Source organism: Mesorhizobium sp. M7A.F.Ca.US.008.03.1.1, from assembly GCF_003997495.1.
Classification (GTDB): Bacteria; Pseudomonadota; Alphaproteobacteria; order Rhizobiales; family Rhizobiaceae; genus Mesorhizobium.
Genome location: NZ_RZRU01000025.1, coordinates 35599 through 52022, shown reverse-complemented (window position 1 = coordinate 52022; position 16424 = coordinate 35599). Strand labels below are relative to the sequence as shown.

Here is a 16424-nt window from a genome sequence, read left to right as displayed (position 1 = left end):
GTCTCACGCCGCCGTGCTGGCAGCGGCAGCGCCGGCTCGCAGGCCGCCATGCTCGATGATGAAATCGATCACCTCCTGCAATCCCTTGCCGCGCGACAGGTCGGTGAAGCCGAACGGCCGCTTGCCGCGCATGCGGCCGGCGTCGCTCTCCATGACATCGAGGTTGACGTTCACGTAAGGAGCAAGATCGCTCTTGTTGATCACCAGGAAATCGGAGCGGGTGATCGCCGGCCCGCCCTTGCGCGGAATCTCCTCGCCCTGGCAAACCGAGATGACATAGAGCGTCAGGTCGGCCAGATCCGGCGAGAAGGTGGCGGCAAGGTTGTCGCCGCCGGATTCGATGAAGACGATGTCGAGATCCGGGAATTTCCTGTTCATCTGCGCGATCGCCTGCAGATTGATCGACGCATCCTCGCGGATGGCGGTGTGCGGGCAGCCGCCGGTCTCGACACCCATGATGCGGTCCTCGGGCAGTGCCTGCAGCCGCGCCAGCATCATGGCGTCTTCCTTGGTGTAGATGTCGTTGGTGACGACGGCGATGGAAAACTCGTCGCGCAGCGCCTTGCACAGCTTTTCGGTCAGCGTCGTCTTGCCCGAACCGACCGGGCCGCCAATGCCGACGCGCAGCGGACCATTTGTCTGTGTCATGCGGGAAACTCCGTGATGGCGAGGATGGCAAAGCCGAGCCCGATCAACAGGCATAGCGGCGAATAATAGCGGACATCGAGCCGCGCGAAAGGCTGTTCCGGCGTCAGCCGCCGCCACCATGACGTGAAGCCGGCAATGCCGCGTCCCAGGAACACGAGACCGATGAGCAGCGAGGTGGCGGCGAGGCCCTCCCTGGGAAAGGGCGAGGCAAAGACGCCTTCGAGCGCCAGCGGCCATAGTGTCGCCAGGCAGAGGCACGCGGCAACGGCGAAACTGGCGAACGGCGTCGGCATCTCGTCGACGCCGCGAAAGCCGACCACGGCACGAGCGCAGGAGGCCGCATCCTGGCCCGGCCAGATGCCGCCAAGGCCCCAATAGACATGCAGCGCGGTGATCAGCAGCAGGACAAGGGAGAGCGCGAAGGCGAGAAAAATCATGAGCGGAACAGCCGCGAATACTGGGTTTCATGCTTCATCGCCATGACATCGGAGACGAAGGCGCAGCCACCGAGATCGTCCAATGCCGAGCGCGCGGCGCGGCTTGCGGTCGCCAGGGCCAGCGGCTCGAAGCCGGCCAACAACGCGGTCGCGCCGTTCTGGCCGACGATGCCAAGCCGGATCGCTGCCTGCACGAGATTGGAGAAGAAGGTTTGCAGGAAAGCCGACAGCGCATCCTGAAGCGCGATGCCGTTGCCGCCGGCAATGGCGCCGACGGCGACGCAATAGGCGCATTCGGCCGGCAAGCGCTCCAGCACCGGATTAGGCCAGGCTGCCGCCGCTTTGAGGAAGGCCGCACCCTGCAGCATGGTCTCGGTATGGCGTTCACGCGAGCCGGCCAGCGCCTCGGCGAGTGCCGCCACTTCATCGAGATCACCGGCGCCGCGCGCCCGGCGCCAGCTCTCGGCGAACAGCACGGCGTCGTTCCAGCCCGAACCGATCTCGACAAGCGTTTCCAGCCAGTTGGCCAGGCTCCCGGCATCGGCAACCAGCCCGTCATGCACCGCACGCTCGAGACCATGGCTGTAGGAAAAGCCGCCGACCGGAAAGGCAGGCGACAGCCACGCCATCAGCCGCAGCAGGGCGATGTTCGAAGGCTGGTCAGTCATGATCGTGGTCATGGCCGGCATGACTGTGCGAGTGGGAATGCGATTCGCCATGAGAATGGCTGTGCGCTTCCGCGTGGCTGTGCGCATGCGCATGGCCGTGATCGTGGCTTTGCCCACCATGGCCGGAATAGGCGCCGCGCACCGGCTTGAACGGTTCGGACACGTCGGTCACCGTGGCGCCCAGCCCCTCCAGCATCGCCTTGATGACATGGTCGCGCAGAATGAGGATGCGCCCGGCCTCGATGCTCGCCGCGAGATGACGGTTGCCGATATGCCAGGCGAGTTCGGCCAGATGCACGCCGTCGCGGGCGCGGATGTCGTAGACCTCTTCCGGCGCCGCGGCGATCTCAACATGGCCGCCATCCTCCAGCACCAGCCGGTCCCCATCGTTCAAGGCGACGGGTTCGGGCAGGTCGACCAGCACCTTGCTGCCGTCGGCAAGTTCGATAGCCCGGCGGCGCAGATGGCGCTCGTCATGGGCGAGAATGGCCCGGCCGGACGGTAGGGTGGTTCCGGCATGGCCGGCGGACAGCACCGAGACGGCGCGCGGGAATTTGGTGAAGTCGGTGTTCAGGTTGAGTTTCATTTCATGGATCCCCCATTTGCTTGTGCCCGCACACGCGCAGGCCGCGCCAGCACGCGGTCGAAATAGGCGTTGACGCGTTCGGACTCGATCGCAAACCGGCCGGCACGCGCCCACCCACCCATGTCGCCGAGCAGCACGTCGACGGCTGAAAACCGCTCGCCTAGAGCAAACGGCTTGTCGCCCAGACGCCGCTCCAGCGCCTTCAGTTCCGAGGCAAAATCGTAAGCCGCCGCAGGACCGACATCGACGCGCACATCCCTAGGCAGCAGGAAGCGATGGCGCAATTTGTTCCACAGCGGCGCCTCGAACTCGCTCTGGGCGAAATGCATCCAGGAATCCATCTCGGCACGGCCGGCGACGCCCGGATTGGCGCCCATGTCCTTCTCCGCGTGCTTGTCGGCGAGATAAACGCAGATCGCCGCCGAATCCGTCACTGTCAGTTCGCCATCGATGAGAATCGGCACCTTGCCCGATGGGTTGAGCGCATAGGCTTCCGGTGAGCGCAGATGAACCTCGACGAATTCATAAGGCTGCCCGAGCTCCTCGAGCATCCAGAGAACGCGGCTGACCCGGGATCCACGCGATCCAACGGCCTTGTACATGTCGAACCCTGCCTTTCCCCAACAAGCTAGACCATCGCGTTCGTTCAGACGATGGTGTCGAAGAGCCGCAGGATGAACGATATCTGATAGACAAGCGCCGCCGTGACGAAGGCGATGTGGAAGCGGCGGTCGCGCACCAGGATCGCGATGATGCAGAGCGCGACGAAGACCGGCGTGCGGAACAGATACTCGTTGCCGAAGCGGGCGAAATGCTCCGGCCCCTTCAGCAGCGTGTCGATCACGTCGAGCAGGTAGGTCGCCGCCAGCAGGCCGAAGAACCACGCCCGGCGCGAATAGAAGAAATCCTCGTAGCTGGTGTAGTCCAGCATCGAATCCGGAAACAAAAGCGCGCACAGCAGGAACAGCGTGATCGCATAGAAGATGATGAACAGGTACTTGCCGAAGGTCCAGGTTTCGATGGCGTAGAGGCCGAACTCCCACCACCAGAAATGCACCAGCATCAGGAGCACCGAGACGACCCAGGCCAGATGCACGGTATAGAGCTTGTACTGGCCGGGATGCTGGACGATGCGCGCCACCCCCGAGAGCAGACGGGCAACGCCAAGCCCGATCACCATGCCCATGACGATCCGGATATGCGGGAAGATGTCGTGGGCGGAAGCGATTTCGGTGGCCATGGCTAGTCACGCGGTTTCGTTGAGCCGCATAGTGCGGCGTCCGGTCCTGTGCCGCAATGGGTTCAGGTGCGAACAAGCTGCTCCGGCAGCAATGGCGCGCCAGGGAAAAAGTCCTGGTTGAGAACGTCCGCAATTTCGTATGGACAATCGATCGGAAAATCCTTTTCAGGCAAGCCCGTTTCGTCAATAGCTTTCAGGCGCGCAAACTCGAATTCGCTGACGATCTGCGTTCGTGGGTAGGCCTTCAGGCTTGGGCTTTCATCGATCAGCTTCCCGATCTGATGCCGCTGCTCCCGGATTGTAAGCAACCAACCCGCCTTGCGCATTTTGGCTTGGAACTGCCACTTCAGCAGATGCAAAAGCAATATGCCAAGCCTGTTTGCTATTTCCCTCTTGTCGCTCCGCCCCAAGCTCTCGATCTCCTCCGCCAAGTTCTCGCGATCGAGGTCAGAGAGACGACCTTCGCGCAACAGCGCGCCCTGCTCGGCGCACCACTGAGCGTAGTCGGCATCGTAGGGCGTCAATTGCTGTCTTCGAAAAATCTTGTTCATTCAGGATATATTGCTCTCAAAGAGCGAAATTTCCAAGCCAGACAAAACGGTGGAGCTTGCTCAGGTTCTTCCGCGCAACATCCTTTCAGTCGCAATTGACAAAGCGCGCGCGCTTTCACGAAGGTCACATTTGACAAAGTGCGCATTGGTCAGGCGCACTTGACCAAGTTCATGAACTTTGTCGGAAGCCTCAAAACAGAAAATACCGTTGCGCCATCGGCAGCACCGTTGCCGGCTCGCAGGTGAGCAGTTCCCCGTCGGCGCGCACCTCGTAGGTTTCGGGATCGACCTCGACATGCGGCGTGGCGTCGTTGAGCACCATTGAATGCTTGCCGATGCCGCCGCGGGTGTTTTCGACGGCGACGAACTGCTTGTCGACGCCAAGCCTGCCATGCAGCCCCGACTCGAGCGCGGCTTTCGAAACGAAGGTCACCGACGAATTGGTCCTGGCCTTGCCATAGGCGCCGAACATCGGCCGGTAGTGCATGGGTTGCGGCGTCGGGATCGAGGCGTTGGGGTCGCCCATCGGGGCGGCGGCGATCATGCCGCCGATCAGCACCATGTCCGGCTTGACGCCGAAGAAGGCCGGGTTCCACAGCACCAGGTCGGCGCGTTTGCCGACCGCGATCGAGCCGATGTCCTTCGACAGGCCATGCGCGATGGCCGGGTTGATCGTGTATTTGGCGATGTAGCGGCGGACTCGGAAATTGTCGTTGTTGCCGGTTTCCTGCGGCAGCGAGCCGCGCTGGCGCTTCATCTTGTCGGCGGTCTGCCAGGTGCGGATCGCGACTTCGCCGACGCGGCCCATGGCCTGCGAATCCGACGAGATGATCGAGAAGGCGCCGATGTCGTGCAGGATGTCTTCCGCCGCGATCGTCTCCTTGCGGATGCGGCTTTCGGCGAAGGCGATGTCTTCGGGGATCGACGGCGACAGATGATGGCAGACCATCAGCATGTCGAGATGCTCGGCCAGCGTGTTGACCGTGTAGGGCCGCGTCGGATTGGTCGAGGACGGGATGACGTTGGGCAGGCCGCAGACCTTGATGATGTCGGGTGCGTGGCCGCCGCCGGCGCCCTCGGTGTGGAAGGCGTGGATGGTGCGGCCCTTGATCGCCGCGACCGTGTTTTCGACAAAGCCGGATTCGTTCAGCGTGTCGGTGTGGATCATCACCTGCACGTCGTAGTCGTCGGCGACCGACAGGCAGCAGTCTATCGCCGCCGGCGTTGTGCCCCAGTCCTCGTGCAGCTTCAGCGAGCAGGCGCCGCCCAGCACCATTTCCTCGAGTGCGGCGGGCAGGGAGGCATTGCCCTTGCCCGACAGGCCGATGTTCATCGGAAAGGCGTCGAAGGACTGGATCATGCGCGCCATGTGCCATGGCCCGGGCGTACAGGTGGTGGCCAGCGTGCCGTGCGCCGGACCGGTGCCGCCGCCGAGCATGGTGGTGATGCCTGACATTAGCGCTTCCTCGATCTGCTGCGGGCAGATGAAGTGGATATGCGCGTCGAAGCCGCCTGATGTCAGGATCTTGCCTTCGCCGGCGATGATCTCGGTGCCGGGGCCGATGATGATGGTGACGCCATCCTGCGTATCCGGATTGCCGGCCTTGCCGATGGCCGCGATGCGCCCGTCGCGAAGCCCGATATCGGCCTTGAAGATGCCGGCGCTGGCGTCCACCACCAGCGCGTTGGTGATCACCGTGTCGACGGCGCCCTGGGCCCTGGAAACCTGGCTCTGGCCCATGCCGTCGCGGATCACCTTGCCGCCGCCGAATTTCACCTCTTCGCCATGGATGGTGAGATCCTTCTCGACCTCGATGAACAGTTCGGTGTCGGCAAGCCGCACCCTGTCGCCGACCGTCGGGCCATACATCTGCGCATAGGCGGCGCGGGTAATTCTGGCCATCAGCGATTGCTCCTGAAATGCGGTTTGCCGGAATGCGGTTGGATTGAAGCGCGGCGGCACATTGCTGCCATCCTATGGTCACGCAATGACCTGCTGGGCGACACCTTCTGATCCCATTTGGCGGTTGAGGTTATGGGGTCACCCCAGACCGACCGTTTGCCAATCGATGGAAAGGAAAATCCATGCGCAAAACGATAGTTCTTGCCGCCGCAGCCAGCCTGATGCTGGCGGGCGCCGCCAGTGCCCAGCAGCAACCCGCGCCACAGCCCACTCCGGCGCCGACAACGCCTGCTCCAGCCACGCCCCAGGCTCAGCCGGCGGTGCCGACGATCCAGAGCGTCAACATCGTCGACATCACGGAGCTGCCAAAGGACACCCAGACGCAGGTCAACCAGGTGATCGCCCAACGCGGCGACGACGGCTTGAAGAAACTGCGCAGCTCGATCGACGCCACGCCCAAGGTCAAGTCCGCGCTGGAGGCCAAGGGGCTCAGTTCGGCGCAAGTCGTGGCCGCCAGCATGGAACCCAATGGCGCACTGACCCTGATCACCAAGAAGGCGAGCTGACGCCACGGCGCGGCGGGCCGGCATCCGGCCCGCCGGCCGCATCGGGAAAGGAACCTTCGCCGGGCGGGATTCGTTTTGTTCTTTTCGCGCTAACCCGCGCCCCGAAACGATTTCTCTCAGGAGCGAGCGATGGCGACCACTTCCTTTTCTCCCAAAAGACGGCTGCGGGCGGCCAGCGTCATGGCGTTCCTGGCGGTGGCAGGTTCTGCTGCCGGACTGAAGGCGCAAGGGCTGGAAAGCACCGAGACCGTCAACCGCATCGTCGGCTCGCAGGTAAAGCAGGAAGAGGCCAAGGCCACCGCCGAAGCCCGCAGCGTCAACACGGCGATCGACCGCACGCGTGAAAACATCGGTACGGTGCGCAAGACGTCCAAGCTCGACAAGGTTGACATCGTGTTCCTCACCGACGCCGCGCGCAGCGAAGGCGGCCCGCCGCCGGAGATCGAAAGCAAGGTCAAGCAGCATCAAGACGACATCGCGGAGCTGCGCAAGGAGATCGAGGCCAACGCGCTGTTGTTCAACGCCATCGAATCGCGGCGCTTGCAGGCGCAGGATGTCCTCGCCGTCGAATTCGGCGATCCCGGAAAGATCGTCATCTACGCCGCGGCCAAGCCGTCGAATTGAGCTGAGCGCGCCGGAAGATCTCACAGCTTGCCCATCACCTTCTGCTGAAATCCGTAGACCTCGCGCTTGCCGCCGAGCGGCACCAGCGTGACGTCACGCTCTTGGCCCGGCTCGAAACGCATGGCCGTGCCCGCGGCAATGTCGAGGCGCATGCCCCTGGCGCGCTCCCGGTCGAACTTCAGCCCCTCATTGGTCTCGAAGAAATGGTAGTGGCTGCCGACCTGGATCGGCCGGTCGCCGCTGTTGGCGACTTTCAAGGTGACGGTCGGCAGGCCCTTGTTGAGCTCGATGTCGCCGCCCACCGTGATGATTTCACCGGGGATCATGCTCACCCTCACACGATGCCAAAGGCGAGACCGATGCCGATCGCCGCGCAGGCGGCACCGGCAGCGCGGGCCAGGCCACGGAACCGGATGCCGAGACTGAGACCGGCGGCGATGCCGGTGGCATGCAGCAACAGCGTGGCGACGGCAAAGCCGGCCATGTATTCAAGCCCGCCGGCATTCTCCGGCACCTCGGTGCCATGCGCGTGGCCGTGGAAAAGTGCGAACAGGCCGATGATGGCGACGCCGGCCGAGACCGGCAGATCGATCGCCAGCGCCACCAGCAGCCCGAGCGTCACGACCGATGCCAGTATACCCGGTTCGACGAAGGGCAGCGGCATATGCAGCATGCCCAGCGCGCCGCCGACCAGCATGACACCGACAAAAGCCGCCGGCCAGGCAAGAACCGCCTTGCCGCCCTTGAGCGCCGCCCACAGTCCGACCGCGATCATCACCGTCATGTGATCGAGCCCGGAAAGCGGGTGCATGAAGCCGGCCGTGAAGGAGGAGGCCGTGCCGATGCCGACATGGGCATAGGCCGGCATGGCAGCGGCCAGCAGCAGGATCGCCGACAGGCAGAGGCGTTTGGCAGGGATCATTCTATTTGCCTTTCGTTTGCTGTGCTGTTCACGCGGCCTTGCGAGGGCCGCAGCCGTCGGCCTTGAGAACGCGTTTGCTCGACGCCGGATATTTCTTCAGCATTGCCGCCGGCCGAATCGGCCGCGCCGAAAAACCACCGCCGCAATTGGGGCAGATGCCACCCAACACCTGTTCCACGCATCCGGCGCAAAAGGTGCACTCGAAGGTGCAGATCAGCGCATCCGCCGCCTCAGGCGGCAGGTCCTTGTCGCAGCATTCGCAGTTGGGACGCAGCTCCAGCATCCTGTCCTCCTCAACGGATCGGTTCGTGCACGGTCACCAGCTTGGTGCCGTCGGGAAAAGTCGCCTCGACCTGCACGTCATTGATCATCTCGGCGATGCCTTCCATGACTTGCGCGCGGCTGACGACATGAGCGCCGGCCTCCATCAGTTCGGCGACCGGGCGGCCGTCGCGGGCGCCCTCGACGACGAAGTCGGTGATCAGCGCGATCGCTTCCGGATGGTTGAGCTTGACGCCGCGTTCGAGCCGCTTGCGCGCCACGATCGCCGCCATGGCGATCAGCAGCTTGTCCTTTTCCCTCGGCGTCAGGTTCATGCGTTTCCCTGGATTGGTAGAGACAGGCCTATAGTGACCATAATTTGGGCAACCCCGCCCTTCCGTTGAGCAATTCGACGAGTGGAACCAGCCGCTGGCGCAGCCGGTAGCCGTCCCCGGCGTAGAGCCTCGCAAGAAGCTTGCCAGATTTCTTCACGCTCCAGGCGCTGGCGCTGCCGTGGTCGCCGACGATCTCCAGGACCGGATCGAGCAGGGCTTCGGCGCGCGGCGACACCAGAAGCAGCGTCGCCACCGCGATCGCGCCGCCGGCAACCACCGGGCGGTCGAGCGTGGCGGCGATATCTGGTCCGATCCGGAAATCCTCGGCATGAATGAGGGCGCCCTCCTGGCGGACACGCCAGCGGTCATGGAAGTTGCCCCGCGTGGCGCGTTCGCCCATCGCCAGGCGGCCGAAGACGGCGGCTTCCAGCACCAGCGCCTCGGCGCCGACGGCAAGCTCGACGTCGAGCGTGCGGGCAAAAGCCGCCCGGTCGAAGACGATGGTTTCCTGCGGCAGCCAGGCGATGCGGCCGTTTTCCCCGACCGACAAATTGACCCGCACTTCGGCACGGTCGGACGCGGCCCGGTAGATCTTCTCGCAGGCCTGCGTGGTGATCGATGCCGAAGCGGCCGCGCCGACATCCACGTCCCAGGCGATACGGTCGCCACCCGTCATTCCGCCGGCGGTGTTGATCAGCACCGCTTCGAGCGGATCGGCCGAGACGGCCGGCATTCTTATCTTGGCGGCGCCGTCTTGATAGAGGCGCCGCAGGCGCGTGCGGCCCTCCCTGAGCGCGCAGGAAAGCCGCGCGACGCCCGCAACGCGCTGCGTCGAAATCCCGCCATGTTCGATCGTATCCATGCCTGCACGTTAAGCACTCCGGCGGCTTTGTCGATATGGAGTTCGATATAGCTTGTTGCTTGACAACGTTTCGGTTTCTATAGAGGGAACCACCTTGGTACGGTCATGCTGCGCTTGGCGGGGGTATTAAACGACGACGGCGGCTTGATACCAGGAGAAAAAGGGGCGCTGCTCAGTTGGCGTCGGGAAACGCGAGATAGTGGGGAAGGAACCGAATGGCCGACCAGCTGGCAACGGATATCATCGCGAAGATCAAGGCTCATGCCGAGCCGGGCGGCGAAGAAATCACCACCACCACCGATTTGACTTCGCTTGGCATCCATTCGCTCGAGCTGACGGAGATTATCTTCGATCTTGAGGAAGAGTATGGCATCGAGATCGAGATGAACACGGTCGACGCCTGGAGCAATCTGAAGAACGTCGGCGACATGGTCGAAGCTGTGCGCGCGCTGATCGCGAAAAAAGCCTGAACTGAATGCGGCAGCGCGTTGTCATCACCGGCATGGGCGGCATCTGCGGGCTCGGCACCAGCGCGCCCGCGATCTGGAACGAGATGCGCGCCGGCCGCTCGGCCATCGGCCAGATCACAAGTCCCCAACTGCATGATTTGAAGGTCAAGGTCGGCTGCGAAATCAAGACGCTTCCCGATCACGGCATCGACCGCAAGCAGACCGTGTCGATGGACCGCTTCAGCCTGCTGGCGACGATCGCAGCCAGGGAAGCCATGCTGCAGGCCGGCCTGGTTTCGAATGAGGCCACCACCTATCGGATGGGCACTGTCGTCGGTGTCGGCGTCTGCGGCTGGGAGGCGATCGAAGAGAACTATCGCGCCATCCTGGTTGAGGGCAAGAACCGCGCCGGTATCTTCACCGTGCCAAAGGTTATGCCAAGCGCGGCCTCCGGCCACGTCAGCATGAATCTGGGCCTGCGCGGTCCGGTCTTCGGCGTCACCTCGGCCTGCTCCTCATCCAACCACGCCATCGCCTCGGCCGTAGACCAGATCAGGCTTGGCCGCGCCGACGTGATGGTCGCCGGCGGCACCGATGCGCCGCTGGTCTGGGGCATCCTGAAGGGCTGGGAAGCATTGCGCGTGCTGGCGCCCGACACCTGCCGGCCATTCTCGGCCGACCGCCAGGGGCTGTCGCTCGGCGAGGGTGCCGGCATGGCGGTCCTGGAGACGTACGAGCACGCCATGGCGCGCGGCGCCACCATCCTTGCCGAGGTCGCCGGCGCCGGCCTCTCCGCCGACGCCTCCGACATTGTCGCCCCAACCGTCGAAGGGCCGACAGCGGCCATGCGCGCCTGCCTGGCCGATGCCGGCTTCAATCCCGAGGATGTCGACTACCTCAACGCCCATGGCACCGGCACCAAGGCCAACGACCAGATCGAGACGGCAGCGATCAAGCGCGTCTTCGGTGACCATGCCTACAAGCTTTCGGTGTCGTCGACCAAGTCGATGCATGCCCATTGCCTCGGCGCGTCGGGTGCGCTGGAGATGATCGCCTGCGTGATGGCCATCCGCGAGGGCATCGTGCCGCCGACGGCCAATTTTCGTGAGGCCGATCCCGATTGCGACCTCGACGTCACGCCGAATGTGCCGCGCGAGCGCAAGGTGCGCGCCGCGATCAGCAACGGCTTCGCGTTCGGCGGCACCAATGCGGTGCTGGCCTTCAAGGCCGTCTGAACAAGGCTGTCTGATCTAACCGCGCCGCTCGGCGAATCCCCATTCAGGAGTTTCCATGGCCGACCTGTCCGCCTTTCCGATCGCAACGCGTTGGCCGGCCAGGCATCCGGACCAGCTTCAACTCTATTCGGCGACAACGCCGAACGGCGTGAAGATCTCGATCGCCCTGGAGGAACTCGGCCTGCCTTACGAGCCGCATTGGGTCAACATCGGCCAGAACGAAAGCTGGACACCGGAATTCCTGTCGCTCAACCCCAACGGCAAGATACCGGCGATCATCGATCCGAACGGTCCGGACGGCAAGCCGATCGGCCTATTCGAATCCGGCGCCATCCTGCTCTATCTTGCCGAAAAGACCGGCCTGCTCATGCCCATTGATGCCGCGCGCCGCTACGAGACCATCCAGTGGGTGTTCTTCCAGATGGCCTCGGTCGGACCGATGTTCGGCCAGGTCGGCTTCTTCCACAAATTCGCCGGCCGCGAGATCGCCGACAAGCGCCCGCTGGAGCGCTATCGCGACGAATCAAAGCGGCTGCTCGGCGTGCTCGATGGCAGGCTGAAGGGCCGCAAGTGGATCATGGGCAATGACTACACCATCGCCGACATTTCGCTGCTCGGCTGGGTGCGCAACCTGATCGGCTTCTACGAAGCGCGCGAACTGGTCGGCTTTGACGATTTCGCCAATGTGGGAACATGGCTGGAGCGTGGCCTGGCACGGCCGGCGGTGCAGAAAGGGCTGACCATCCCGGCCAAGGGATAGCCGAACCAGCCTCCGAAGCGCGGCTATTTCGCCTTCGCTTTGGCCTTCGAGCGGCTATTTCGCCTTCGCTTTGGCCTTCGAACCGCCTTTGCCCATGACGGAAGCAGCAAGCGACGCAGCCCCTCGGGCGGCGACCATGACCGCGCCGGCAGCGACGTTGGCCGTGGCCTTGGCCGTGCGCATCGCACCGCCGCTCAGGGAGTCGCTGGAACTCGCGGGCTTCTTCGGCTTCGCGGCTTTTGGCGCGGCTTTCGCTGCGGCCGGCACCACTTTCTTCGGCGCAGCCTTGCCGAAGGCCGGCTTGGCGTCTTTCGAACGGGCTGTCATCGCCGGGCCTGCGCCGGCCTTGGATTGGGTCGCCTTGCCCTTGGCGGGCGCGGGCTTTCTTGCCTTGGTTGCCATTGGACCGAATCCCTCTTTTGGCAGAATTGCCGTGTTCGGGATAACGGCCTGAAAGTCTTAAGGTTCCCCTTGCGCAATTCGCCCAATCAAGCGGAAAGGCCGATCACCAGATCTGCGGCACTGCGGCGGGCGAGCACGCGCTCGATGTTGGGCAGGTCGTTGGACGCGATCCAGGCGCGCGCGTCTTCATCGGAGCGGCCATGTCCGTGCCAGCGCTCCATCAGGCGGCGCTCGAGTTCGTTGCGCGGCACGTCGACGAAGATCGAGAAATCGAACAGCGGCGCCAGCCGCGACCACGGCTCCTCGTCGAGCAGCAGGTAGTTGCCCTCGACCAGGATGAATTTGGTCTCGGTGGCGACGATCGAGGCGGCCGCGCGCGACAGTTCCATGCTGCGGTCGAACACCGGGATGGCGATATCGGCTTCACCGGCCCGGATACGCTTCAGCAGGGCCTCAAAACCGGCAAAGTCGAAGGTTTCCGGCGCCCCCTTGCGCGCGCGCAGGCCGCGCCGCTCGAGCACCGCGTCGTCATAGTGGAAGCCATCCATAGGCACGACTTCCGAAGCACCTTCGGGCAGCAGTTCATGCAGCCTTGCCGACAGCGTCGACTTGCCGGAGCCCGGCGGGCCGGCAATGGCGACGATGAAGCGGTTTGCCTTGCCGGCGCGTTTGAAGATGGTGGCGGCGAGATGGGCGATTTCGGACATGAGAGCCTCTCTGGCAGGAGCTTCAAATCCACCATGCATGATGATTTCGGCCACATCTTGCCGGCAGTTCGTGGAAATTTCAAACCCTACGGCCGCGCAATCCCACCTATGAGGCCGCTGGCTGACCAATGCGCAGGAAATCGCTGTCGAAGGGAACCTCCCGGGTCGCGTCACCGGCTGCCAGCCGCATGCGGCCATCCGCCGTCGTGATCGCCTGCGGCGGCTCGTCCCCGGACAAGGGCACGGCGCCGATGACATGGCGAAAGGACACGCTTTGGCCTTCGCCCAGTGCAAAGGCGGTCGCTATCCCTTCGCGCTTCAGCCAGTTGTCGCCGATCGAGGCGGCATGGCCGACGGCAGCGCGGCCATCCTCGATGCCGAGCACGCCAAGGTGGCGGCCGCTCCACGGCGCGTAGTCGCGTCCGCCATTGCTGAACCACAGCATGGTGATCGGCAGCTCGGTCGGGTTCTTCAGCACCAGCACCAGATCATCCTCGGCCTGGCGCGCAAGCGCGGTCCAGCCCGGCCCGCCATGATCGGCTTCGACGAGGGTGATGAAATCCTCGCGGCGGTCATCCATGCGGTACTCCGTCAGGTCGAGCGTACCGCCGCCGGCGGCGGGGAAATGGCACAGATCCGAAGACCGCGCCGGATAGGCCAGCATGAAGCGGCCGCGGACGGGGTCGGGCTCCAGCGGGTCGTCCAGCGTCGCGGCAAAACGTTTGGGCGAAAAGGCCAGCCTGCCGCCGCCGGTCATCGCCGTCATCGGATGATGCGCGACCGAAATCGCACCATGGCCGCCGGAAAACACATGCTCCTGGTAGAGGAAGGGATGGCCGTCGCGCAGCGTCAGGATCTTGTCGACGCTGGCGCCCATCACCTTGTGCCGCAGGCGGTAGACCGCGCGCCTGCCGTCGTCTGTCGCGGCACTCTCGACGACATCCCAGGCGCTGTTGGCCGGCCAGCCATGCAGAGGCGCTTCCTCGACATCGCTGCGTGAAAACGGCGCGCAGAGAAAATCGCCGGAAAGCCGAACCGTGCCTTCCGGCAAATTGTCCGGCAGCGTCTCGTTCGCATCGACCCAGGGCGCGCGGTGCAGCGGCTTCAGCTGCCGTCCGCCGCTCTCGACGACCATGTCGGCGATGTGGCCGACCGTGAGGTCGAGCGAAACCGAAATGCCTCTGGCCTTGATCGTATGGATGGTCATCGCGCACCTGTTGATTCTGTCTGCGCCAGCAAAACCCGCTGGGTTGCGAATACGCAAGCATAGCGACCGGCAATTTGCATCAGCGCCCCCTTCACCCTCCCCTTGTGGGGAGGGTCGATCCGCGCAAAGGATCGGGGTGGGGGTGACGCCGGCGCCAGACCCCCACCCCGTCGAACGGTCTCCGCTTCGCTTCGTCCGCTCGCCGACCCTCCCCACAAAGGGGAGGGTAAGCGCCGCTACTGCCGTTTGTATTCCCGCACAGGCGACTTGGTGTCGTCGGTGTAGGTGACCTGCACCGACATCGACTTCACGCTGTCGGCGACCTTGAAATAGGGCTGGTAGTCGTAGGGGATGGCGTAGGGGTCCTTCTTGTCGCAAGGCGGCATCTTGATCTCCTTGTCGAGCGCCGCGCCGTTCAGGCTGTAATGCACCTGCTTGATGGCGCAGCGGTAGGACAGCATCTGGGTGAAATAGACCAGGCCATGATTGCCGCTGGCATCGAAGGCGATCCACGAGGTCCAGAACTGGTCGAGGATCTGCTTGTTGCCTTGCTGAAGCGCGGTCTCGGGGTCGAAGCGGATGTCGAACGGGCCGGTCTCGCGGCCTCGGATGTCGAGATATTTGATCGCGATGATCCCGGCCGCGGTGCTGTCGGGCATCTCGAAACTCGGATTGGCCATGGGCTTGCCGGTCGTCTGGTCGTTCATGGCCAGGAAGCCGGTGTCGGTGAACGGGCCGCTGTCGCCCATGCGCCAGGAGATGGCGGTCGCCGGCTCCGGCAGCGAGATGGTCATCGACCAGCCCTGGTTGGAGCGCATCGGCGTCAGCGAAGGCACGAAGCGGGCGGGATCGAGCACGTCGCCAAGGGCTGCCAGCCGGCTGCGGCTGCGGTCCAGCCAGTCGGCCAGCTGCGTCTGGTCGACGAAATATTTCAGCAGCCCGCCATCCTTTTCGTAGGACGTGAACGTGGTCAGCGCCTTGGCCTCGTTGCGCTTGTCGGCCAGCGTCTGGGTGCCGAGGCGGTCTTCGGAAAACTCCTGCGCCAACAGGAAATAGGCCGGCGCAAAATCTGGATTGGCGGCGATGAAGGCGTTGAGCTTGTCGAGGCGCTGGGCGTCATCGAACTGCTGGATATGCACCAGCTTGATCGACAGCGCCTTGCCCTTGTCGGCAAGCGCGCCGAACACTTCGCGCGCGCCGGCCTTGCCGTCCTGCACCCGAAGCAGCGTGGCAAAGCGCGTGTAGGGGTCGATGGCGTCGACATCGAAACCGGCAAAGGCGAGGTAGGAGCGCCGCGCATTGAGCATGTCGCCGGACAGCTCGTAGACGCGGGCATTGTGGTAGAACTCGTCCGGGCGCTTGGGCTCGGCAATCGCCCCGCCCTGCACGGCCAAGGCGGCAAACCCCTTGGCGATGGTGTCGATCGATGCGGCGATCTGCTGCGTCGTCGCTTGCAGCTTCTCGGTCTGGGCCTGCTGCTGCGCCTGGCCGGCGGCCAGCGTCTCGGTCTGCTTCTTGACCTCTTGCGCGGTCTTTTGCACTTCCGCCGTCTGTTGCGTCTGCTGCTGCTGGACGGAGGCGATCTCGTCGGTTTTCCTCACCACCGTGTCGGTCGACTGCTTGACCTCTTCGACCGTCTTCTGTGTTTGCGTGACCGTCTGCTCGATCCTGGCCACCTTTTCGGACACGATGCCCATCGATTTCTGCAGCTCGGCGATGGCCGGCACCAGGCTGGCGATTACCCCGTTCTGTGCGTTGGTCTGCTGCTGCAGGCCGTAGACGCCGCCGGCGACGGCGGCAGCACTTGTGGCGAAGATCAAAGCCGGCAGCGCCTTGGCGGCCAGCACCAGCCTGAGCGCGATGGCAATGGCGATGATGGCCGCAGCCACCGCGGCGACCAGCGCGATATAGGCGGCGAACGGCGCCAGCGGATTGAGCACGTCGCCAACGGCGCCGCTGATGAAAGCGACGCTGCCGGCCCATTTGCCGGTGCGGCTGAGCGATGCCCTGATAAGCGAGGGCGCAGCGCCCCCGGCCCCGATATGTGTCATGCCAAGCCCC

At 64.2% G+C, this 16424-nt stretch carries 22 protein-coding genes; 5 read left to right on the top strand and 17 right to left on the bottom strand.

Annotation, left to right across the window (positions count from 1 at the left end; genetic code table 11):
* Nucleotides 1–3 precede the first annotated feature (3 nt).
* From ureG to ureC, 8 genes are all read right to left on the bottom strand, one after another.
* Nucleotides 4–648: an urease accessory protein UreG gene (gene ureG / locus EOA16_RS27015; protein ID WP_013528407.1), complete on the bottom strand. Its 645-nt coding sequence runs from the start codon at nt 646–648 to the stop codon at nt 4–6.
* Nucleotides 645–1085, bottom strand: coding sequence for a DUF3995 domain-containing protein (locus EOA16_RS27010; protein WP_127260853.1), 441 nt, complete (start codon nt 1083–1085; stop codon nt 645–647). The genes ureG and EOA16_RS27010 overlap by 4 nt, the downstream gene beginning before the upstream one ends.
* A complete protein-coding gene (locus EOA16_RS27005) occupies nt 1082–1753 on the bottom strand; it encodes an urease accessory protein UreF (protein ID WP_164754400.1) in 672 nt (223 codons plus the stop codon). The genes EOA16_RS27010 and EOA16_RS27005 overlap by 4 nt, the downstream gene beginning before the upstream one ends.
* A complete protein-coding gene (ureE, locus tag EOA16_RS27000; protein ID WP_127260851.1) occupies nt 1746–2339 on the bottom strand; it encodes an urease accessory protein UreE in 594 nt (197 codons plus the stop codon). The genes EOA16_RS27005 and ureE overlap by 8 nt, the downstream gene beginning before the upstream one ends.
* Nucleotides 2336–2941, bottom strand: a complete 606-nt coding sequence (locus EOA16_RS26995) for a glutathione S-transferase family protein (protein WP_127260850.1) — start codon at nt 2939–2941, stop codon at nt 2336–2338. The genes ureE and EOA16_RS26995 overlap by 4 nt, the downstream gene beginning before the upstream one ends.
* 44 nt (nt 2942–2985) lie before the next feature.
* Entirely contained in the window at nt 2986–3579 is a 594-nt protein-coding gene (locus EOA16_RS26990; RefSeq protein ID WP_127260849.1) for a hypothetical protein, read from the bottom strand.
* A gap of 62 nt (nt 3580–3641) precedes the next feature.
* Complete coding sequence (locus EOA16_RS26985; protein ID WP_127260848.1) at nt 3642–4130, bottom strand: DUF29 domain-containing protein; 489 nt, start codon at nt 4128–4130, stop codon at nt 3642–3644.
* A 190-nt stretch (nt 4131–4320) separates the two neighbouring features.
* Nucleotides 4321–6036, bottom strand: coding sequence for an urease subunit alpha (gene ureC / locus EOA16_RS26980; RefSeq protein WP_164754403.1), 1716 nt, complete (start codon nt 6034–6036; stop codon nt 4321–4323).
* A gap of 179 nt (nt 6037–6215) precedes the next feature.
* Between ureC and EOA16_RS26975 the strand changes: the two genes are divergently transcribed.
* Complete coding sequence (locus EOA16_RS26975; RefSeq protein WP_127260847.1) at nt 6216–6599, top strand: hypothetical protein; 384 nt, start codon at nt 6216–6218, stop codon at nt 6597–6599.
* A gap of 129 nt (nt 6600–6728) precedes the next feature.
* Nucleotides 6729–7223, top strand: coding sequence for a hypothetical protein (locus EOA16_RS26970; protein ID WP_127260846.1), 495 nt, complete (start codon nt 6729–6731; stop codon nt 7221–7223).
* 20 nt (nt 7224–7243) lie between these two features.
* Here the strand turns inward: EOA16_RS26970 and EOA16_RS26965 are convergent, their stop codons facing one another.
* Genes EOA16_RS26965 through EOA16_RS26945 form a run of 5 tightly spaced genes read right to left on the bottom strand, consistent with a single transcriptional unit; the run spans nt 7244 to nt 9603 of the window.
* The gene (locus EOA16_RS26965) at nt 7244–7549 is read right to left on the bottom strand and encodes an urease subunit beta (protein WP_027040029.1); all 306 of its coding nucleotides are present in this window, start codon (nt 7547–7549) and stop codon (nt 7244–7246) included.
* 8 nt (nt 7550–7557) lie between these two features.
* A complete protein-coding gene (locus EOA16_RS26960) occupies nt 7558–8145 on the bottom strand; it encodes a HupE/UreJ family protein (RefSeq protein WP_127260845.1) in 588 nt (195 codons plus the stop codon).
* A 28-nt stretch (nt 8146–8173) separates the two neighbouring features.
* Complete coding sequence (locus EOA16_RS26955; protein WP_127260844.1) at nt 8174–8428, bottom strand: DUF1272 domain-containing protein; 255 nt, start codon at nt 8426–8428, stop codon at nt 8174–8176.
* Between the two features lie 10 nt (nt 8429–8438).
* Nucleotides 8439–8741: an urease subunit gamma gene (locus tag EOA16_RS26950; protein ID WP_127260843.1), complete on the bottom strand. Its 303-nt coding sequence runs from the start codon at nt 8739–8741 to the stop codon at nt 8439–8441.
* A 28-nt stretch (nt 8742–8769) separates the two neighbouring features.
* A complete protein-coding gene (locus EOA16_RS26945) occupies nt 8770–9603 on the bottom strand; it encodes an urease accessory protein UreD (RefSeq protein ID WP_127260842.1) in 834 nt (277 codons plus the stop codon).
* 215 nt (nt 9604–9818) lie between these two features.
* Here EOA16_RS26945 and EOA16_RS26940 point away from each other — a divergent pair, with 215 nt between their 5' ends.
* The 3 genes from EOA16_RS26940 to EOA16_RS26930 are packed head-to-tail and all read left to right on the top strand — an operon-like array spanning nt 9819 to nt 12047.
* Nucleotides 9819–10073, top strand: a complete 255-nt coding sequence (locus EOA16_RS26940; RefSeq protein ID WP_127260841.1) for an acyl carrier protein — start codon at nt 9819–9821, stop codon at nt 10071–10073.
* 5 nt (nt 10074–10078) lie between these two features.
* Nucleotides 10079–11287, top strand: coding sequence for a beta-ketoacyl-[acyl-carrier-protein] synthase family protein (locus EOA16_RS26935; RefSeq protein WP_127260840.1), 1209 nt, complete (start codon nt 10079–10081; stop codon nt 11285–11287).
* 55 nt (nt 11288–11342) lie between these two features.
* Nucleotides 11343–12047: a glutathione S-transferase N-terminal domain-containing protein gene (locus EOA16_RS26930; RefSeq protein ID WP_127260839.1), complete on the top strand. Its 705-nt coding sequence runs from the start codon at nt 11343–11345 to the stop codon at nt 12045–12047.
* A gap of 54 nt (nt 12048–12101) precedes the next feature.
* Here the strand turns inward: EOA16_RS26930 and EOA16_RS26925 are convergent, their stop codons facing one another.
* From EOA16_RS26925 to EOA16_RS26910, 4 genes are all read right to left on the bottom strand, one after another.
* Nucleotides 12102–12449: a hypothetical protein gene (locus EOA16_RS26925; RefSeq protein ID WP_127260838.1), complete on the bottom strand. Its 348-nt coding sequence runs from the start codon at nt 12447–12449 to the stop codon at nt 12102–12104.
* An 86-nt stretch (nt 12450–12535) separates the two neighbouring features.
* Complete coding sequence (locus EOA16_RS26920) at nt 12536–13156, bottom strand: nucleoside triphosphate hydrolase (protein WP_127260837.1); 621 nt, start codon at nt 13154–13156, stop codon at nt 12536–12538.
* Between the two features lie 106 nt (nt 13157–13262).
* Nucleotides 13263–14363, bottom strand: a complete 1101-nt coding sequence (locus EOA16_RS26915) for a hypothetical protein (RefSeq protein ID WP_127260836.1) — start codon at nt 14361–14363, stop codon at nt 13263–13265.
* Between the two features lie 236 nt (nt 14364–14599).
* The gene (locus tag EOA16_RS26910; protein ID WP_127260835.1) at nt 14600–16414 is read right to left on the bottom strand and encodes a methyl-accepting chemotaxis protein; all 1815 of its coding nucleotides are present in this window, start codon (nt 16412–16414) and stop codon (nt 14600–14602) included.
* Between the last annotated feature and the right edge of the window lie 10 nt (nt 16415–16424).